Source organism: Halomarina rubra, assembly GCF_023699475.1.
Lineage (GTDB): Archaea > Halobacteriota > Halobacteria > Halobacteriales > Haloarculaceae > Halomarina > Halomarina rubra.
Map to the genome: position 1 here is coordinate 361368 of NZ_JALXFV010000008.1, position 18374 is coordinate 379741.

General features: G+C 67.8%; 17 protein-coding genes. 10 read left to right on the forward strand and 7 right to left on the reverse strand.

The genetic code is table 11. The features are described from left to right. Position 1 precedes the first annotated feature (1 nt). The 3 genes from M1L36_RS21700 to gcvT form a co-directional block, all read right to left on the reverse strand. Complete coding sequence (locus M1L36_RS21700; RefSeq protein ID WP_250874880.1) at positions 2 to 2020, reverse strand: PAS domain S-box protein; 2019 nt, start codon at positions 2018 to 2020, stop codon at positions 2 to 4. A gap of 203 nt (positions 2021 to 2223) precedes the next feature. After that, on the reverse strand, positions 2224 to 2607 hold the full coding sequence (gene gcvH, locus M1L36_RS16760; protein ID WP_250874881.1) for a glycine cleavage system protein GcvH: 384 nt from the start codon (positions 2605 to 2607) through the stop codon (positions 2224 to 2226). Next, a complete protein-coding gene (gene gcvT, locus M1L36_RS16765) occupies positions 2604 to 3683 on the reverse strand; it encodes a glycine cleavage system aminomethyltransferase GcvT (protein ID WP_250874882.1) in 1080 nt (359 codons plus the stop codon). The genes gcvH and gcvT overlap by 4 nt, the downstream gene beginning before the upstream one ends. A gap of 259 nt (positions 3684 to 3942) precedes the next feature. Between gcvT and M1L36_RS16770 the strand changes: the two genes are divergently transcribed. Together M1L36_RS16770 and M1L36_RS16775 are read left to right on the forward strand one after the other, a co-directional pair. Continuing rightward, complete coding sequence (locus M1L36_RS16770) at positions 3943 to 5541, forward strand: DUF4394 domain-containing protein (protein ID WP_250874883.1); 1599 nt, start codon at positions 3943 to 3945, stop codon at positions 5539 to 5541. A gap of 242 nt (positions 5542 to 5783) precedes the next feature. Then, positions 5784 to 6185: a CBS domain-containing protein gene (locus M1L36_RS16775; protein WP_250874884.1), complete on the forward strand. Its 402-nt coding sequence runs from the start codon at positions 5784 to 5786 to the stop codon at positions 6183 to 6185. A gap of 161 nt (positions 6186 to 6346) precedes the next feature. Here the strand turns inward: M1L36_RS16775 and M1L36_RS16780 are convergent, their stop codons facing one another. From M1L36_RS16780 to M1L36_RS16795, 4 genes are all read right to left on the reverse strand, one after another. Beyond that, positions 6347 to 6541, reverse strand: coding sequence for a cold-shock protein (locus M1L36_RS16780; protein ID WP_250874885.1), 195 nt, complete (start codon positions 6539 to 6541; stop codon positions 6347 to 6349). A 275-nt stretch (positions 6542 to 6816) separates the two neighbouring features. Then, positions 6817 to 7044, reverse strand: a complete 228-nt coding sequence (locus M1L36_RS16785; RefSeq protein WP_250874886.1) for a hypothetical protein — start codon at positions 7042 to 7044, stop codon at positions 6817 to 6819. A 111-nt stretch (positions 7045 to 7155) separates the two neighbouring features. Beyond that, positions 7156 to 8928 (reverse strand): Na+/H+ antiporter, encoded by a 1773-nt coding sequence (locus M1L36_RS16790; protein ID WP_250874887.1) that lies wholly within the window; start codon positions 8926 to 8928, stop codon positions 7156 to 7158. A 115-nt stretch (positions 8929 to 9043) separates the two neighbouring features. Then, positions 9044 to 10612: a S8 family serine peptidase gene (locus tag M1L36_RS16795; protein WP_250874888.1), complete on the reverse strand. Its 1569-nt coding sequence runs from the start codon at positions 10610 to 10612 to the stop codon at positions 9044 to 9046. A gap of 155 nt (positions 10613 to 10767) precedes the next feature. On the opposite strand from M1L36_RS16795, the gene M1L36_RS16800 reads away from it, so the two are divergent. From M1L36_RS16800 to M1L36_RS16835, 8 genes are all read left to right on the forward strand, one after another. Next, entirely contained in the window at positions 10768 to 11226 is a 459-nt protein-coding gene (locus tag M1L36_RS16800) for an NYN domain-containing protein (protein WP_250874889.1), read from the forward strand. 76 nt (positions 11227 to 11302) lie between these two features. Beyond that, positions 11303 to 12142 carry a TatD family hydrolase gene (locus M1L36_RS16805; RefSeq protein WP_250874890.1) on the forward strand — a complete coding sequence of 280 codons (840 nt, stop codon included), beginning with the start codon at positions 11303 to 11305 and terminating at the stop codon, positions 12140 to 12142. 57 nt (positions 12143 to 12199) lie between these two features. After that, entirely contained in the window at positions 12200 to 12781 is a 582-nt protein-coding gene (locus M1L36_RS16810; protein WP_250874891.1) for a DUF2150 family protein, read from the forward strand. A 111-nt stretch (positions 12782 to 12892) separates the two neighbouring features. Beyond that, the gene (gene hmgB, locus M1L36_RS16815) at positions 12893 to 14233 is read left to right on the forward strand and encodes a hydroxymethylglutaryl-CoA synthase (RefSeq protein ID WP_250874892.1); all 1341 of its coding nucleotides are present in this window, start codon (positions 12893 to 12895) and stop codon (positions 14231 to 14233) included. 202 nt (positions 14234 to 14435) lie between these two features. Continuing rightward, positions 14436 to 15773 carry an aminomethyl-transferring glycine dehydrogenase subunit GcvPA gene (gene gcvPA, locus M1L36_RS16820; RefSeq protein WP_250874893.1) on the forward strand — a complete coding sequence of 446 codons (1338 nt, stop codon included), beginning with the start codon at positions 14436 to 14438 and terminating at the stop codon, positions 15771 to 15773. After that, positions 15770 to 17185, forward strand: coding sequence for an aminomethyl-transferring glycine dehydrogenase subunit GcvPB (gene gcvPB / locus M1L36_RS16825; protein ID WP_250874894.1), 1416 nt, complete (start codon positions 15770 to 15772; stop codon positions 17183 to 17185). The genes gcvPA and gcvPB overlap by 4 nt, the downstream gene beginning before the upstream one ends. Before the next feature lie 184 nt (positions 17186 to 17369). After that, the gene (locus M1L36_RS16830) at positions 17370 to 17513 is read left to right on the forward strand and encodes a hypothetical protein (RefSeq protein ID WP_250874895.1); all 144 of its coding nucleotides are present in this window, start codon (positions 17370 to 17372) and stop codon (positions 17511 to 17513) included. A gap of 141 nt (positions 17514 to 17654) precedes the next feature. Beyond that, entirely contained in the window at positions 17655 to 18335 is a 681-nt protein-coding gene (locus tag M1L36_RS16835) for a haloacid dehalogenase type II (RefSeq protein WP_250874896.1), read from the forward strand. The last annotated feature ends 39 nt before the right edge of the window (positions 18336 to 18374 follow it).

The window sequence follows — 18374 nt, forward strand, 5'->3', positions numbered from 1 at the left end:
TTTACATATCTGGTCTGTCGAGTAGCGCGCCGAAGATGCTACCCTGTGCACGTCTGAGGTGCTTGTGGACGGTCGGCGAGGAGACGCCGAGCGACTCGGCTATCTCCTCGGCCGTCGAGTCGCGAGGCCACTCGAAGTAGCCGGCGTAGTACGCTACCTCCAGGGTGGCCTGCTGGCGGTCGCTCAGCGTCTCCTCGACGGAGACGCGGGCACGGTCGGGGTGGTCGGAACGGGGTACGGTCCGCTGGGCGACGAGTTCGATGTCCTCGCGGCGCTCGCGGAGGCCGTCGACCAGCGCCCGAACGTCGGTGTTGTGGGGGAGTTCGGCGAGGATGCGGATGGCACCGTCCTCGACGACGGCCGACCGCACGCGCCCGCCGAACGTCGCGAGGTGGGCCGTGATGCTCGGACGGACGGCACGCAGTTCGTACACCGCCGGGTCGCCGTCGCGGATACGCCGGACCCCGTCACACCACGGGTAACGTTCGAGGATGGTCTCGAACCGTTCCGGCGAGATGTTCTCGACCTGGACGTACTGCAGGTAGTCGTCGCCGGTCGGGATGGTCCGCTCGAAGGTCACTCGCCCGTCCTCGCCGACCTCCTCGATGAGCGCCGGGACGTGCTCGCTGGTCTGTAACTCGACTTCGAGGACGGTGTCGCTCATCAGCGCGGTCTTCCGTTCGAGGGCGTTGAGCGCGTGGCCGACCGCGCGCCCGAGGTCCGCCAGCACCGCCCGCTCGCGCCCGTCGAACACGTCGCCCTCGTCGGCGTACAGCGTGAGAACGCCGTACGGACGGCCGTCGTGGACGACCGGGACGGCCGCACACGAGCGGAACGACTCCTCGAGCGCCTCCTCGCGCCACGTCGCCTCTGCCGTCGTCGCCTCGATGTCCTCGACGACCTGCACCTCGTGGGTCTCCAGCGCCCTGGCGGTCGGACAGTCCTCGTCGTCGGCGTCGACGGTCGTCCCCACGTCGACGAACCCCCCGCCGTCGCCAGCGTGCGCACGCTCGCGGACGACCGACCGACCCGGCGCGAGTTCGCCCACCCACGCGAACACGTAGGGTTCGGCGTCAACGAGTCGCGCACAGACGGTCCGTTCGACCTCCTCCCGGGTCTCGGCGTCGACGAGCGTCTGGACGATCTCGCGGATGACGCGGTTGACGCGGTTGAGTCGCGCGAGTTCGTCGCGGTGGGCGGCCAGTTCACGCTCGCGACGGCGGCGCTCGCTGACGTCCCGGAAGATGCCCTGGACGACGCTCCCGTCGGGGAGGTCGGTCACCCCGGCGTTGATGTCGACGGGGACTCGTTCGCCGTCGCTGCGGACGATCTCGACCTCGTCCTCCGCGAGGACGCCGCCCGTCTCGGCGTGGTCGGCGAAGAGAGCCCGGTACTGCTCGACGTTCTCTTCGGGGTGGAGGTCGGTCTGGTGGCGACCGATGAGGTCCTCTCGCGTGCGTCCGAACAGGTCCGTAGCCGCCCGGTTGACGTCGAGCACCTCCCCGGTCTCCGCGTCGGCGGCGACGATGGCGTCCGGTGCCGCGTCGAGGAGACGACGGTACCGCTCGCGGGGGGCACGGAGCGCCCTCGACTCGTGCTCGCCGTCCTCATCGTCCGAATCGCCGCCAGGGGCGGTTTCCTCGTCGTCTTCGACCGCGTCCGGCCCGTCGACGACGGACCGAACGGTCACGGTCGACAGTCGCTCGCCCTCTCGTTCGACCGTCCGGACGGTGAGTCGGACGGCCCGGCCGTCCCCGACGGCCGCTTCGCACTCGCCGGTCTCGGGGAGGTCCTCGACGTCGACGAGTCCCCTCAACGACTCGCCGACGACGGTCGCCGTCGACAGGCCGAGGAGGTCGCGGAAGGCGTCGTTGGCGAAGACGACCCGGCCCTCGTCGTCGAGGGCAGCGAGCGGGTCGCTCGCCGTCTCCGCGACGGTCCGGAAGAAGGTCGCCTCGTCGAGCGCGCCCGGCGGTGACCCCTCGGACCCCGACTCGTCGTCCGACGTCTCGCTGCTCACAGCGGGGTCTTGGCCTACTCTGGATTAAACGCGTTGGCCGCGGTGGGTCACAGTTCGCCACCTTCCACCCACGGCATTCGCGCACGCGGCCCGCGAGCGGACCTCTCTGCGAACTTTGTTATCGCAGTATACGATTTATATAGCGGCGGACGGCGTGGGCGCTCACCGATACGCGGGGCGTAAAAGAAGGTTCGGCGGGTGGTTCAGTCGATCTGTTCGGCGTAGGCGTCGGCGTCGAGCAGCGCGTCGAGTTCGTCCTCGTCGACGTCTTCGAGTTCGAGCATCCAGCCCTCGTCGTAGGGGTCCTCGTTGACGAGTTCGGGTTCGTCGAACAGCGTCTCGTTGACCGCGCTGACGGTGCCCGATATCGGGGCGTACAGGTCTGAGACGGCCTTGATGGACTCGATGACGCCGAACTGTTCGTCCTGGGTGACGTCGTCGCCCTCCGCGGGGAGTTCGACGAAGACGACGTCGCCCAGTTCGTCCTGCGCGAAGTCGGAGATGCCGATTCGAGCGGTGCCGTCGTCTACGCGGGCCCACTCGTGCGTTTCGAGGTATCGTCGGTCGTCGGGAGTTTCGAAGCTCATTGGAACGGTGTCTCGGTGATGCGGGCTTGTTTCTGTCGACCTCGGACGACCACCTGCACGTCGGTGCCGGGGGTCGCGTAGTCCGCCTGGACGTAGCCCAGGCCGACCGGTTTGTCGAGGGTCGGGCTCATCGTCCCGCTGGTGAGGTGGCCGACGACCTCACCGTCGTCGTTCTCGACGTCGTAGCCGTGACGGGGGACGCCACGGTCGAGCAGTTCGAGGCCGACGAACCGCTCGCCCGGGTCGGTCGCGTCGACCAGCGCGTCGCGGCCGACGAACGCCGGTTCGACGTCCAGTTTCACGACGAAGCCGATTCCCGCCTCGAACGGCGTCCGTGGCTCGTCGTCGGGGTCGAAGTCCTGCCCGGAGAGCAAGAACCCCTGTTCGATACGGAGCGTGTCGCGCGCGCCGAGCCCACAGGGCTGGCAGTCGAACGCCCCCCAGACTGTCTCGGCGTCCTCACTGGGACAGAGCAGTTCGAAGCCGTCCTCGCCGGTGTAGCCCGAACGGGCGGCGAGCGTCGGGACGCCCGCGATGGTCGTCTCGACCACGTCGAAGTTCGCGACGTCGCGGACGGACTCGTCGGCCGCCTCGGCGACGACGTCCTCGGCGTCGGGACCCTGGACCGCGAACATCGCGTAGCGCTCGGTGGCGTCCTCGACCGTACAGTCCAGACCCCACTCGTCGCGGTGGTCGGTCCAGCGCTCGTACATCTGGACGTCGTGACCTGCGTTCGGGACGAACAGGTAGCCGTCCTCGCCCGGCAGGTCGTAGACGACGGTGTCGTCTAGCACGACCCCTCGGTCGTCGAGGATGGCCGAGTAGTGGCCCTCGCCCGGCGACAGCCGCGAGACGTCGTTGGTCGTCAGCCGTTGCATCAGTTCGAGCGCGTCGGGTCCCGTGACGTGAATCTCGCCCATGTGCGAGACGTCGAAGATGCCCGCGCCCTCTCGAACGGCGGTGTGTTCGGTGCGGATGGAGTCGAACTCCACCGGCATGTCCCACCCGCCGAACTCCGTGAATGTCGCGCCACGCTCGGCGTGCACCTCGCGTAACGGCGGCGTCCGAAGGGCCATGTCGGCACCCTCGCGGCGAGCGACGTAATGATTTGGCAATTCCCTCTCGACCCGGAATGAACTCCATGCGACGATACAGAAGCGGGCGGTAGTTCGACGGCTCTCACCGACAGTCACGGAACGAGTTCGGTCACGGAAACCGGTCGTAACCGTCCGTGGCACACTCACGAAAACTATCTAAAATTTGGGAGGAAGGTTGGTGTCAATTCGGAATACGGTTTTGTCCGGGACGGCACACCGGACGGTCGGTGGAACAAGCATGACCAACCACGACGCCATCGAACGGCGTATCGAGGCCGGTGAGAGCTTCGCCGACCTCGTCGAGACCGACGGGACCGAGGCGGCGAGACGAGACGAGCGGTCGGCGGAGTCGCCAGTAGAGCTTCTGGAGCGAGTCGGTGGGGCACTCGACAGACGGGCGTTCATGCGTCGTGCCGGTGCGGTCGGGGTCGGCGCGTTCGCGCTGTCCGTCGGAGGTAGTGGCGTCGCGGCGGCGGACCACGAACCGCCGATCTACGGGCTGACACTCGTCCCGACCGACCGCGGCAAGGGCGAGGGGTCGGGGAAGGAGGTCGGGTACGCACTGCTGGCGACCGACGACGGGAACGCGCTCGTCCCGGTCGACCTCGCGTCGGGGGCCATCGGGACCGACCACGCCGTCCACGTCTCTGGCGTCGGCGACCGACTCCTGCTCGGCGTCGACTACCGGCCCTCCGACGGGATGCTGTACTCGCTCGCGGCGGACGGCCAACTGTACCGCTTCGAGGTCCCTCGCGGGAACCGAAAGCGCGTCTCGGCGCACGCCGTGGGGTCGCCCAGCGACTACCCCGACACGACGCTCTCGGACGGCATCGGCTTCGACTTCAACCCGGTCGCGGACGCCATCCGCGTCGTCACGACCGACAGCGACAGTTTCGTCACGAGCGCCGACGACGGCAGCATCGTCAGGCAGGACCCCGACACGTTCTACGCCGACGGCGACGCGAACGCCGGGACTCACCCGAGACTCAGCGCCGCGGGGTACACGAACAGCGTCCGCGACCCGGAGACGACCACGCTCTACGACATCGACAGCGACCTCGACGTGCTCGTCCAGCAGAACGCGAACCCGGACTCGCCCGACACCAGCGCGCTCATGACGGTCGGGTCGCTCGGCGTCGACGTCGGCGCGGTCAACGGGTTCGACGTCTCCGGTCGGGACTCGACGGCCTACGCCCTGCTCGTCGTCGACGGGACGAGTCGCCTCTACACCGTCGACCTCGCCACTGGGGCGGCGTCTCCCGTCGGAGAGTCGACGGACGGCGGGATGGACGACGTGACGGACGTCGACGTCCTCAACTACGCGCTGACGCTCGAACACCTCGAAGCGACGTACTACACGGAGGCGCTCGACCACTTCAGCGAGCGGGACTTCGAGGGCTTCGACAGCCCCGGCATGGCTACGTTCGCGAGCAACCTACCGCGCTACGAGACCTACCAGAACTACGAGAAGATTCGTGACCACGAGATCGCTCACGTCGAGGCCCTGCGAGCGACCATCGAGGACCTCGGCGGGACGCCCGTCGAGGCTGCCGAGTACGAGTTCTCCTACTCCAGCGTCGAGGAGTTCGTCGTGCTGTCGGCGACCATCGAGGACCTCGGCGTCTCGGCGTACGCTGGCGCGGCACCGCTCATCGATAACGACGACCTGCTCGCGGCGGCGCTCTCGATCCACAGCGTCGAGGCCCGTCACGCCACCTACATCCGCCTCCAGCGCCCCGGGTTCTCCCGACCGTTCGAGGGCCAGGAGGGCGCGTTCGACCCCGCCCGGTCGATGGAGGAGGTCGTCGACATCGTCGGCCAGTTCATCGTCTCCTGAGACCCGCGCGGTCGGTGCCGGGCGACGGGCGGTGGTTCCGACATCGACCGACGACGACGACCGGCGGTCGGTCACACCACGGTCGCACCGTAGTCGGTCGCGTTGCGGTCGCACTGCGGTGGCGCGACCCCGGTATCGTCGTGGCGTGGTGACCCGACTGTGGCCCATCGGAGACACGTCGGAGGAATGTCGAGCGGTTTCGGCGGCAACGTTTTTAGTTCGATGTCCGTTATCTGGTGACGATGGACGACGTCTTCGTCGGCAGCCTGATGTCTTCGCCAGTTCACACCGTCGGAACCGACACGTCCCTGCGCGAGGCGGGACGCACCATGCTCGACCAGGGTATCGGGTCCGTCGTCGTCGTCGACGACGATGACGGCCTCGAGGGAATCCTGACCGCGACCGACTTCGTACGGGTCATCGCCGAGTCGGGTACCGACCCCGAGGCGAACGTCACGACGGCGATGAGCACGGACATCGTCACGACCACCGCGAGCGACTCCATCCAGGCGGTCGCGGACCTCATCGTGGAACACGGTTTCCACCACGTCCCGGTGGTCGACGACGGGACGGTCATCGGCGTCATCACCACGACCGACCTCACCGCCTACCTCTCGAACAAGGAAGCACCGAGTCCCGCCTGAGTCGGCCGCCCGCCGTCGTCACAATCGACGGCGAGGCGGCGAACCGCCGCTCCGTGACGACGTTCTCACCACGACCCCCGTCGGCCCAGTCGTCACTCGGGGTGTCGTGGTCTCAAAATCGAAAGTAGAGCCGGCGTCACTCGCTGTGACGGTCGGTGGAGTTACTGACGGACGACGTTCGTCGCGCGCGGACCCTTGTCTGCCTGTTCGATGTCGAACTCGAGTTCGGTCCCCTCGGTGAGGTCCTCGCCGCCGACGTCCTCCATGTGGAAGAAGACGTCCTCGTCAGCGTCGTCCGTCTCGATGAAACCGTAGCCGCCCGTGTCGTTGAAGAAGTCAACCGTACCGTTTGCCATTACGACCAGTCGTCAGGACCCCCCACTGATAGCTGTTGCGAGGGTGAAGGTACCACGACCCGTCGGGTGGGAGCGTCACGGATTCGACAGAAGGGCGCGAGCGTGCCCCGGCCGCACACCACCGGAACGGGTTCGCCACGGTCGGAGGGGCACTCCGGAACGGTCTTCGGGTCGGTCGACCACGGCGTCGCCACTGGGAGACACGTGGGTTCGGCGAGAAGGTCGGGGGGTCACGCCCCGACTCGGCAGCGGTCGACCGTCGGCGTCGGACCGACTCAGCTCTCGAACGGTTCGTCGTCGCGGTGGTTGTCGATGTTCTCCTGGTCGGCGGCCTCCTCCTCGCGGACCTCGGACTTGCGCTCGACCTCCTCCTCGATCTCCTCGTTGCGCTGTTCGCGGGCGGCCTCCTTGGCCTCGGCTTCGGCCTCTTCGATGTCCTCGGCCTCCACTTCTTCGTCTTTCTCCTTCGCCATCGTTCGGTCGCGGTCGTGTTCGTCGGCCATATCCCGTCGTTCGCCAGCCACCAAGATATGCTTGGGGGCGGCCTCGGCAAGCCGTTCCGGAACTCGGTGGCACACGGGCGGTCACCGTTCGGGGAGGGACCCCGTGGACGGTCAGTCGTTCACTCTGGCGTCGCCCTTCGGTTCGACGTCGAGGCCGAACTCGCTGGCGCGGGTCCGCCAGAACTCCGCGTAGCCCTCCTCGCCGGTCTCGACGGTCGAGTCGCCGCCCTGGACCTGGTCGAGTTTCAGGTCGACCTCGTCCATCAGGCGGTCGCCGACGTCGTCGGTGATGACTCCCGACCGGACCGCGTCGAGGATGGCGCTCTTCTCGCGTCTGAGCACCTGCCGTTCGCCGACCAGCAGTCGCTCGTGGCGCAACTCGGGGTTCTTCGAGAGCAGGCTGGCGATGGTCTCTTGCAGTTCGGTCTGTTCCTGTTCGTACTCGTTCGTGAAGTCCTGGTACACCTCTCGGGGGAGGTCGCCCTGGTTCTTGAGCCGTTCTGCGGCCTCCAGAGCGGCGGTGACGGCCCGTCGCCGACCGACGAGCAGTTCGTACAGCTCCTCGGCGTCGGACCGGGTGATGATGCCGAGACCGTCGAGCAGTCGCTCCATCGTCAGCCCCTGGACGACGAGCGAGAACGCGGCGACACCGAACACCATCGCGCGCAGCTCCTCGCGGTAGGGGAACGGGCCGCCCCCCTCGATAGTCGCGGGCAACCCGAGGACGAGCGCGATGGGGATGGAGCCGTGGAGCCCGCCCCACAGCATCACGTGCTGGTAGGACCGCGAGACGGTGGGTTGGTTGAACCGGTTGACGACGGCGGTGATCGGGTAGACGACGGCCGCGCGCGCGGCCAGCACCAGCGGGATGGCGAGCAGGATGAGCGGTGCGTGACGGACGAGTTGGTTGACGGGCGTCGTCACACCGATCATCAGGAAGATGAACGTGTTGACGAGGAAGGCGAGCGTCTCCAGTGAGTTGAACACCGATATCTTCGTCCGGGGACTCATCGCGTACTCCGCGCCGCGGTTGCCGATGAACAGGCCGGCGACGACGGTGGCGATGACTCCCGAGACGTGGAGGTAGTGCTCGGCGACCAGGAACGACCCGTACGCGAGGATGAGCGTCAGGACGATTTCCGTCATGTGGTCGTCGAGGTTGTACATCACGCTGTAGACGGCGTAGCCGAGCAGGAGGCCGACCGCGAGTCCGCCGAGGCTCACGACGACGATGTCGACGGCGAGGGTGCCGAGGCCGGCGGGGGTGAACAGCTCCTCGGAGGCGGCGTCGGCCTCGACGAGCGCGAGCAGCGCCGAGAACAGGACGACGCCCACACCGTCGTTGATGAGGCTCTCCCCCTCGACAAGCACCGAGAGGCGGTCCGGCGCGCCCAACTCCTTGAACAGCGCGAGGACGCTCACGGGGTCCGTCGGGAGGATCATCGACGCGAACAGCAGCGAGACGAGCAACGGGAAGCCGAAGACGTAGTTGCCCGCGACGCCCAGCAGGACGACCGAGACGATGAGGCCGACGACCGCCAGCGCCAGTACGGGGGTCAGGTTCCGACGCAGGCGCTCGAAGTCCGTCGTCGCCGCGCCCTCGAACAGCAACGGCGGGAGGAGGACGAGCAGGATGAGATCGTGAGAGAGCGCGATGTCGATAGCGAACGCGTCGGTGGCGAACCGGCCGATGGAGACGAGGATGCCGGCGAGCAGTAGTGCGATAGTGTAGGGGAACCGCCCGACTTTGGCGACGAAGACGCCGACCGCCGCCGCGATGATGGCGATAGGGAGGAGGTCGACGAGGAGGCCCTCGATGGTCGGCCCCTGTTCGCCCGCGTGCTGGAGCAGTGGGACGGCCACCGACACGAAACCGAGTTCCATACCGACTCCCACACGCGGGTGTCTCATAAGCGGGCGGCCCGCGAGACACGGAGAGCGCCGTAGCTATCGGTTCAGTGGCACGAAAAAAGGTTCACGCTATCGAACGGGTGCGTCGTTACTGGTACTCGGTGATGGTCACCGTGTAGGAACCACCGCCGCTGTAGGAGTCGACGAGGATGGTGAGGTCCGTCGACGTGTCCGGGTTGTCGATGGTGATAGTCTCCTGGCTGTCGGCGGTCCACGAGCGGTAGTCGTAGCTCGACGTGCTCGGGCAGGTTCCCGTCCCGTCGCTGACGTAGAGGTCGAAGTCGGCGCTCGACGGGCCGTCGAGTTCGACGACGACCTGGCTCGGGGCCGAGTAGCTGAAGCCGTAGTTGTAACACTGGCTGTCGTAGTAGCCGGCGAGCGAGCCGCTGGCGCTGGCGGACGTGGAGTCGCCGCTACCGCCGTCGCCACCGTCGTCGCCACCACCACCGCCGCTCCCGGGCGTCGTGGTGACCGCGTTGCCGGCGTCGACGCGACCGCTCCCCTGCTGGTCGGCGGGGAGGCCGACGTCGACGGCCGTCGCCTTGAGGTGGCTGCGCAGTTCGCTGTTCGTGAGGTCGTGGGCCGCGAGCGTCAGGCCCGCGACGCCGGCGACGACGGGCGTCGCCATCGACGTCCCCGAGATGGAGTTGTAGCCGTCGTCGGTCCACGTCGAGAGGACGTTCGTCCCCGGCGCGGCGAGTTCGATGTCGCTGCCGTAGTTCGAGTAGCTCGCGAGCGACTCGTCGGGGTCCAGCGCGGACACCGCGAGGCACTCGGAGTACGCGGCGGGGTACGAGACGCTCCCCTGACCGTCGTTACCGGCCGCGGCGACGACGAGCGACCCGTTGTTCGTCGCGTAGCCGACGGCGTTCTTCATCGTGTTCGTGTACCCACCGCCACCGAGCGAGAGGTTGATGACGTCGGCACCCTGGTCGGCCGCCCACTGGATCGCGTCGGCGATGTCGGCGGTGGACCCGGACCCGGCCTCGGACAGCGCGCGCCCGGAGATGATGCTGGAGTTGCCGATACCGGAGACGCCCTCGCCGTTGTTCGTCTCGGCGGCGGCGATGCCGGCGACGTGCGTACCGTGGTACTCGTCCGCCATCGAGTCGGGGTACGGGTCGGAGTCGCTGTCGACGAAGTCGTAGCCCGCGTCGGCGGCCATGTTCCCGTCGAGGTCGGGGTGGTCGTACTTCACACCCTGGTCGACGACGGCGACGGTGACACCCGAGTCACCGAACGTCGTGTCCCACGCGGTCGGCGCGTTGACCATCTGGTCGGCGTACTGGTCGCCGAACCGGGGGTCGTTGGGAACTGCGAGCGACTCGAACGTCGCGTTCTCCTCGACGTACTTCACGTCGGTCTTCTTCGCCATCGCGTCCGCGAAGTTCTGACGGGCCGTCTCGTTGCCCTTCCCGGGGAACTCGATAGCCGCGTAGCCGAGCGTCTCGTTGACGTGGACCATCTTCGCCTGCGCGGGCAGGTCGATGGCCGCCTTCACGTCTTTCGTCCCGGTGACGCCGACGAGCAGCTCGCCTTCTTTCGGCCCCGGTGAACGACCCGGAGTCGCACTCGCCATTCCAGTCAGCCCTGCCGCGCCCGCGAGCCCCGTGAGGCGCAGGAACATGCGACGGTCGAACGTGTTATTTTCTCCCATGCGACAGTACGTGACCGGGGAGAGTATTTCAACCTTACTATCCGGTAATTAAGTCAAAAAATTACACGTACGATTCAGTTACGGAACTTTCGGCGCGTTGTCACGCACCGGTCCGAACCAGTACCGCTTTCGGGCGTGCTCTCCCAGGAGTGGCAATGAGCGGGTTGTTCCAGCGGTTCACGTCCGACGGCACTCGCGGCGAGGGCTCGGTCGGACTGTTCGTGGACGGGCCGAACGTGTTCCGTGAAGAGTTCGACGTCGACCTCGCGGACCTGCGGTCGGTCGCCGAGGAGCGCGGTCGGGTCGCGGTCGCACGCCTCTACGTCAACGAGCAGGCTCCCGCCGGGTTGATTCGGGCGGGCGAGGCTCACGGCTTCGAGGTCGTCACCACGAGCGGCGACGTGGACGTGAAACTCGCCGTCGACGCCGTCGCGGGTGCGGTCGCCGGCGAGTTCGACGTGCTCGCGGTCGCCTCCCGCGACATGGACTTCAAACCCGCCCTCGAAGTCGCCGCACGCAACGGCGTCACGACGCTCGCCATCGCGCCGGGCACTCACGGCCGCTCTGACGCCCTCCAGCGAACCGCCCACGAGGCCGTCACGCTCGGGGACTGAGCGCACGTCGAGGCGACCCCACCCGTCACATCTCCGAACCGGCCCCGTTTTGGCCCGCGCGCTCGCACGCTCGCACATGAGCGACACCGACCCCGTCCTCGACGACCACCTCCACCTCGACCCGGTGAACGGTCGCGGCGTCGAGGCCGCCGAGGAGTTCGCCGATAACGGCGGCACGCACCTGCTCGTCCTCAACAAACCCTCGTGGCACTACGACGTCGACGTGAGCGACGCGGACGACTTCCGGGTCGCCTACGACCACACCCTCGACGTCGTCGCGGACTCCGACGACGTGCTCCCGGGGAAGGCGTGGCCCGTCCTCGGCGTCCACCCGGCGCTCGTCTCCCAGCTCGTCGACCGGGGGTTCTCGCCCGAGGAGGCCCGAGACCTCATGCAGACGGGACTGGACGTCGCCGCCGGGTACGTCGCGGCGGGCGACGCGCTCGCCCTCAAGTCCGGGCGGCCCCACTACGACGTGGACGACGCGGTGTGGGACGCCTCCAACGACGTAATGCGTCACGCGTTCGCGCTGGGCGCGCGCGAGGACTGCGCCGTCCAACTCCACACCGAGGGTGGCGAGGACTTCGAGGACGTCGCACGGTGGGCCGAGGCGGAGGGGATGGACCGCCAGCAGGTCGTCAAACACTACTCGACCGGCGGGGTCCACGGCCCGACGCCGAGCGTGCTCGCCGACAAGGACGAACTCGTCCGCGCCATCGAGCGCGACGTCCCGTTCATGATGGAGACGGACTTCATCGACGACCCGGACCGACCGGGGGCCGTGCTGGGGCCGAAGACGGTCCCCCGCCGGACGCGCTGGCTCCGCGAGGAGGGGTACGACGCCGCGCTGGAGCGCGCACACGTCGAGACGCCGCGATTGGTGTACGGTATCGACACCCGTGAGACGCTGTCGTAAGGCGACCGGACCGGAGCAACGAAAAGGAATATCAGCGGTCGGTCGTACCTCAGTGGTATGAGCACCCCCGAAGGCGAGTACTACACAGACGAACGGTGGCAGAACTGGCTCGACAGACTCGACGAGGAGGGCGTCGACCTCGAAGACGAGGACTCCGCCCGCCTGCGTCTGAACATGCAAGACGACGTCGTCATCGCCGTCGCGAAGATCGTCTCCTCGTACGACGAGGGTGACCTCTCTCAGGAGGAGGCGATGGGCGAACTCGAGGACGTGAGCGCCATCGTCCTCGGCGAGGTCGACCGGTTCGACGACGAGGACACGCTGATGCTCGTCGACGCCGTCCAGACCGCGATGGTCTGTGTGTTCCACGCCTCCCAGGAGTACGTCGCTGCCGGCCCCGCCGAGGAGGGGAGCGTCGAACAGCACGTGGAGGCCGCCCGCGCCGCCGAGGCCGAGGAGGACCTCGACACCGCCCACGTCCACTGCGTCCAGGCGGGGACGCGCATCCTCGACGGCGAGGAGTTCGACATGGACAGCCTCGAAGAGATGGAGTACGGTCTGGTCGCCGAGTGGGTCAACGGACTCGACAGCCTCTACGAGGCCATGCGCGACCCCGAAGTCATCGAAGAAGACGAGTAACGTCTCGGGGCCCTTCTCCGCCGGCACGACGGTCGACGAGCGACCGCGACTTCGACAGTTGACGAACTCGTCGTCGTCAAACACTTATACCAGACGGTCCACCCCCCAGCAATGACAGCCGTCGGCATCGACGCCATCGAGATTCACACAGGGAAGCTCAAACTGGACCTCGCGGAGACGCTCGCGCCGGTCAAAGACAAGGACCCCGAGTACTACACGAAGGGCATCGGCCTCGCGGCCTCCTCGTTCCCCGACACCTACGAGGACATCGTCACGATGGGCGCGAACGCCGCCTACAAACTGATGGACCGCCGCGGGCTGACGCCCCAGGACATCGGCCGCATCGACGTCGCCACCGAGAGCGCGTTCGACAACTCCAAGCCCGTCTCGACGTACGTCGCGGGCTGTCTCGAACAGGTGTTCGACGGCGACTTCCACCACGCGAACAAGGGCGAGCGCAAGTTCGCGTGTATCTCGGGCACCCAGAGCCTCGACGACGCGTACAACTGGATTCGCGCGGGCCGCAACCGCGGGCGGTCGGCGCTCGTCATCGCCACCGACACCGCGCTGTACGCCCGCGGCGACGCCGGCGAGGCGACCCAGGGTGCGGGCGCGGTCGCCATGCTCATCAGCGAGGAGCCGGACCTCGTCGAACTCTCCACGGAGCAGGGCTACGGGAGCGCCGACGAGACGGACTTCCTCAAGCCCAACCAGCAGTTCCCGAGCGTCGACGGCAAGCGCTCGGTGCAGGTGTACCTCGCACGCATGCGCGAGGCGCTGGAGGACTTCGAGAGCGTCGCGGGCGACACCCACCCCGACGACTTCGTCCTCGGGCCGTTCCACACGCCGTTCCCCGGCATGGTCCGGAAGGCAGCACTGCTGGCGTATCGCCACATGATTCGCGACACCGAAATCGAGGAGCAGTTGGCCGACGAGGTCGGTCGCCAGCCACGCCCCGAGGCGTTCGACTCCGACGAGGACTACGTCGAGGCGATGGGCGACTACACGGACCTCCTGAAGGGCACCGACACCTACCAGGAGTGGTACGACAGCACCATCGCGCCCACCCTCGAGATCTCCCGCGAGGTCGGTAACTGGTACACCGGGTCGGTCCACATCGCCCGCGCCAGCGGCCTCAAGGCCATGCTCGAAGCCGGCGAGGACATCACCGGCGACCGCCTGCTCGTCGGGTCGTACGGCTCTGGCGCACAGGCCGAGATTCACGCCGAGACCGTCCGGGAGGGCTGGAAAGAGGAGATAGCGGCGCTCACCATCGACGAGCAGATAGCGGCCCGCAGGGACATCTCCTTCGAGGAGTACGAGCGCGTCCACGACGTCCACAACCACGACAAGCAGGCCGACGACGTCGAGGAGTTCACCTCGCCCGAAGACGAGTTCGTCTTCGACGGCTGGGGGCGCATGGGCGAGCGGAAGTACCGCTACGTCGAGTAACGACACACCGTCGCGCGCCCGCCGCGCTTCTCTCGCTCGCCGCACCACGGACGCGTAGTCACTGGCTCGCCTTCCGGGGGAGATGTCCACGAACGTGCATCGTTTCGAGTCCGTCGGACGGTAACCGAGAGTATGATATGCACCGTCCCGGTACTGTCGAGTATCAGATGTCCAGCCGACGGACGCCCGATTCTACCCCACCATGAGCAGTGAATACACCCCAGACGGCAGTCCCTTCGCCCCGCACACGCCCGACGAGACGGCCGCGATGCTCGACGTCCTCGGCGTCGACAGCGAGGAGGACCTGTTCGACATCCCCGAGGCGGTCCGCTTCGACGGGTCGTTCGACATCACCGAACGCAGCGAGCGGACGACGCGTCGCCACCTCGACGCGCTAGTCTCGCGCAACGACGACGTCGTCGAGTTCCTCGGTCGCGGTCACTACGACCACTACGTCCCCTCGCTGGTCGACGCGCTGTCGCTCCGTTCGGAGTTCATCACCAGCTACACGCAGTACCAACCGGAGGTCGCACAGGGCTTCCTGCAGGCGCTGTTCGAGTACCAGTCGATGCTCGTCGAACTGACGGGTCTCGACGTGGCGAACTGTTCGATGTACGACGCCGCCACCGCCCTCGGCGAGGCGGCGACGCTCGCGACCCGCGTTCGGAGCGTCTCCGGGTCGGTCGTGCTCGTCCCCGAGCTGCTCCACGAGGGCCGCCGCGGGACGCTGGAGAACTACGTCGCCGGCACCGACCTCACCGTCGAGTCCTACCCGATGGACGACGCGAACGTCGACCTCGACGCCGTCCGTTCCCGGATGGACGAGGACGTCGTGATGGTGTACGCCGAGAACCCGACCGTCGCCGGGACCGTCGAGGAGAACCTCGCGGCCCTCGGCGACCTCACCGACGACCACGACTCGCTGTTCTGTCTCGGGACGGACGTCGTCGCACTCGCGCTCCTCCAGGAACCCGCGAGCGTCGGTGCGGACGTCGTCGTGGGCGAGGCCGCCTCGCTCGGACTTGGCTACGCCGACGGGATGGGCATGGGCCTGTTCGCCTGCGACGAGTCGTTCCTCCGGCAGGTGCCGGGGCGACTGGTCGGCGTCAGCGAGGACGCGACGGGCAAGCGCGCCTACACGCTCACCCTCCAGACGCGCGAACAGCACATCCGCCGCGAACGCGCCACCTCGAACATCTGTACGAACCAAGCGTGGGTCGCGCTCCGGGCGGCCATCCACGCGGCGTCGCTCGGTCCCGAAGGGCTGGTCGACCTCGCGAACGACTGCGTGAGCGCCGCCACGGACCTCGCCGAGCGCGTCGACGCCGTCAAGGGGGTGCGTGCGCCGGTCCACGACCGCCACCACTTCCGTGAGTTCGTCGCCCACACCGACCAACCCGCGGCGGCCGTGGCCGCCGACCTCGCCGACGAGGGGTTCGCCGTCCACGTCGTCGGAGAGCACCGCATCCAGATCTGTACGACCGAACGGACCGACGGGCAGCGCGACGCGCTGGTCGAAGCACTGGAGGACGCAGCATGAAGTACGAGCAAGCACGCTGGACCGACGACTCGGAGGAACTGTACGAACCGCTGCTGTCGGAGAAACACACCCGCGAGGTCGAGGTCGAGTCGGACCTGCCCGACCACCTCATCCGTGACTCGGTCGACCTCCCCGACCTCTCGGAACCCGAACTCGCGCGCCACTACACGCGGCTCTCGCAGATGAACTACGGCGTCGAGACGGGGCCGTTCCCGCTCGGGTCGTGTACGATGAAGTACAACCCGAAGTTCGCCGACGACGTCGCCGCTCACCCGAAGGCGGCGACTCACCCCGAGCGACCCGCATCCACGCGCCAGGGGACGCTCGAACTGCGCTACCACCTCCAGGACGTGCTCGGACGCATCGGCGGGATGGACGCCGTCACCCTCCAGCCACCCGCCGGCGCGGCCGGTGAGTTCACGGGCATCCTCGTCGCGAAGGCGTACCACCAGTCGCAGGGTGACGACCGCTCGGAGGTCATCGTTCCCGACTCCGCACACGGGACGAACTTCGCGACGGCCGCGATGGCCGGCTACGACGTCGTGACGCTCCCCGGTGCCGACGACGGCCGCGTCGACATGGAGGCGCTCGAAGCGGCCGTGAGCGAGGAGACCGCCGCGCTGATGCTCACCAACCCCAACACGCTGGGGCTGTTCGAGCGCGACATCGAGGCCATCGCCGAACTCGTCCACGACGCGGGCGGGTTGCTCTACTACGACGGTGCGAACCTGAACGCGCTGCTCGGGCGCGCTCGTCCCGGCGACATGGGGTTCGACATCATGCACTACAACGTCCACAAGACGTTCGCGACGCCCCACGGCGGCGGCGGCCCCGGCGCGGGTCCCGTCGGCGTCTGTGAGCGCCTCGCCGAGTTCCTGCCCGACCCCCACGTCCGCAAGACCAACGGCGGGTTCGAGGAGTACGCCCCCGAGCAGTCCGTGGGGAAGGTCCACGGCTACGGCGGGAACTGGCTGGTGCTCGTCCGCGCCTACGCCTACATCGCCCGGCTCGGTGACGCCGGACTCTCCGACGCCTCCGCGAAGGCCGTCCTCAACGCCAACTACCTCGCCTCCCAGATCGACTACGACATCCCGTTCGGCCCGTTCCACCACGAGTTCGTCGCGAGCGCGGACGAGGACGCCGCCGACGTGGCGAAACGGATGCTCGACTACGGCGTCCACCCGCCGACGACGAAGTGGCCCGAGGCGGTCCCCGAGGCGCTGATGACCGAACCGACCGAGATCGAGAACCGCCGGTCGCTCGACCAGCTCGCCACCGCGTTCGACGCCGTCGCGAACGAGGACATCGACACCATCGAGCAGGCCCCCGAGAACACCGCCGCACGCCGCATCGACCAGGTGACGGCCGCGCGCTCGCCACGTCTCTCCTGGCAGGCGCTCGACGAGGAGTAACGGCGGCCATCGGACCGCCCTCCGGACCACCCGCTCGACGACGCCGGTTGGCGGTTCGTCACCCGAACACGGAACCGGTGACCGCTTCGTCGGAACCGGGACCTGAAACCGTCGAAACGGTCGGAACCCGTGAACAACGGTGTCCAGTCGTTATATCTCGCCGAAGAGTACCGACACTCGTACCATGGGAATACTAGGTCGCGTGATGGGCGGGAGCGAACCGACGCCGAAGTACCAGTGTTCGGCGTGTCGCGAAGTGTTCGAGTCGGAGACGACCGAGGGCCTCGTCTGCCCGGTCTGTGGCGACCACAACGTCAACCCGTTCTGAGTGGCCCGCGGGGCCGACCCTTCTCGTACTCCTCCTCACCTCCCCGAGCGGCCGCGTTCGCGCGCCGGCCGCCTCCCGACGACTGCACGGTCGGCGTCGCCCGCGAACAGAGCTTTCCCGGCAGCGTCCGTGCGTCTGCGTATGTTCGACACCGACCGCGTCAGCGCCGTCACGTTCGACTCCTACAGCACGCTCGTCGACGTCGAGTCGGTCGAACGGGCACTCGCGGACCGGGTCGACGAGCCACGCCCAGTGTCCCGACTCTGGCGGTCGCGCTCGCTGGAGTACACGCTCGTCGCCAACCACGTCGACGCCTATCAGCCGTTCTACGAGATGAACCGCGACGCGCTCGCCTACGCCCTCGACGTCCACGACGTCTCGGTGAGCGAGGACGAACGCGACGACATCCTCGCGACGTACCACGAACTCGACGTGTTCGAGGACGTCCGCGGGAGCATCGAGCGACTCCACGACGCCGGCTACCCCTGTTACGTCGTCTCGAACGGCAACCCCGAGATGCTCGACTCGATGGTCGAGCACGCCGGCATCGACGACCTGCTCGACGGCACGGTGAGCGCCGACGAGGTCGGTCGGTTCAAACCGGACGACGAGTTGTACCGCCACGCCGCCGAGCGCGTCGACGAACCGCTCGAGGAACTCGTCCACGTCACCGCGCTGTGGCTCGACGTGCAGGGGGCACGCCACGCCGGGATGCAGGGGGTCTGGCTGAACCGCGACGACGACCCGTGGGAGCCGTTCGGCCCGGAGCCGTCGCTCGAAGTGGACTCGCTGACGGCCTTCGCCGACGAACTGCTCGGCTGAACGGTAGCGCGGGCGCGATGGCGACGGCGCGGTCGCGGC

What these genes read in the sequence shown, in the direction of transcription:
- gcvH (WP_250874881.1), bottom strand. Translation starts at nt 2,607, where the DNA reads ATGAGCTTCGAAACTCCCGACGACCGACGATACCTCGAAACGCACGAG.
- gcvT (WP_250874882.1), bottom strand. Translation starts at nt 3,683, where the DNA reads ATGGCCCTTCGGACGCCGCCGTTACGCGAGGTGCACGCCGAGCGTGGC.
- M1L36_RS16770 (WP_250874883.1), top strand. Translation starts at nt 3,943, where the DNA reads ATGACCAACCACGACGCCATCGAACGGCGTATCGAGGCCGGTGAGAGC.
- M1L36_RS16775 (WP_250874884.1), top strand. Translation starts at nt 5,784, where the DNA reads ATGGACGACGTCTTCGTCGGCAGCCTGATGTCTTCGCCAGTTCACACC.
- M1L36_RS16780 (WP_250874885.1), bottom strand. Translation starts at nt 6,541, where the DNA reads ATGGCAAACGGTACGGTTGACTTCTTCAACGACACGGGCGGCTACGGT.
- M1L36_RS16785 (WP_250874886.1), bottom strand. Translation starts at nt 7,044, where the DNA reads ATGGCCGACGAACACGACCGCGACCGAACGATGGCGAAGGAGAAAGAC.
- M1L36_RS16790 (WP_250874887.1), bottom strand. Translation starts at nt 8,928, where the DNA reads ATGGAACTCGGTTTCGTGTCGGTGGCCGTCCCACTGCTCCAGCACGCG.
- M1L36_RS16795 (WP_250874888.1), bottom strand. Translation starts at nt 10,612, where the DNA reads ATGGGAGAAAATAACACGTTCGACCGTCGCATGTTCCTGCGCCTCACG.
- M1L36_RS16800 (WP_250874889.1), top strand. Translation starts at nt 10,768, where the DNA reads ATGAGCGGGTTGTTCCAGCGGTTCACGTCCGACGGCACTCGCGGCGAG.
- M1L36_RS16805 (WP_250874890.1), top strand. Translation starts at nt 11,303, where the DNA reads ATGAGCGACACCGACCCCGTCCTCGACGACCACCTCCACCTCGACCCG.
- M1L36_RS16810 (WP_250874891.1), top strand. Translation starts at nt 12,200, where the DNA reads ATGAGCACCCCCGAAGGCGAGTACTACACAGACGAACGGTGGCAGAAC.
- hmgB (WP_250874892.1), top strand. Translation starts at nt 12,893, where the DNA reads ATGACAGCCGTCGGCATCGACGCCATCGAGATTCACACAGGGAAGCTC.
- gcvPA (WP_250874893.1), top strand. Translation starts at nt 14,436, where the DNA reads ATGAGCAGTGAATACACCCCAGACGGCAGTCCCTTCGCCCCGCACACG.
- gcvPB (WP_250874894.1), top strand. Translation starts at nt 15,770, where the DNA reads ATGAAGTACGAGCAAGCACGCTGGACCGACGACTCGGAGGAACTGTAC.
- M1L36_RS16830 (WP_250874895.1), top strand. Translation starts at nt 17,370, where the DNA reads ATGGGAATACTAGGTCGCGTGATGGGCGGGAGCGAACCGACGCCGAAG.
- M1L36_RS16835 (WP_250874896.1), top strand. Translation starts at nt 17,655, where the DNA reads ATGTTCGACACCGACCGCGTCAGCGCCGTCACGTTCGACTCCTACAGC.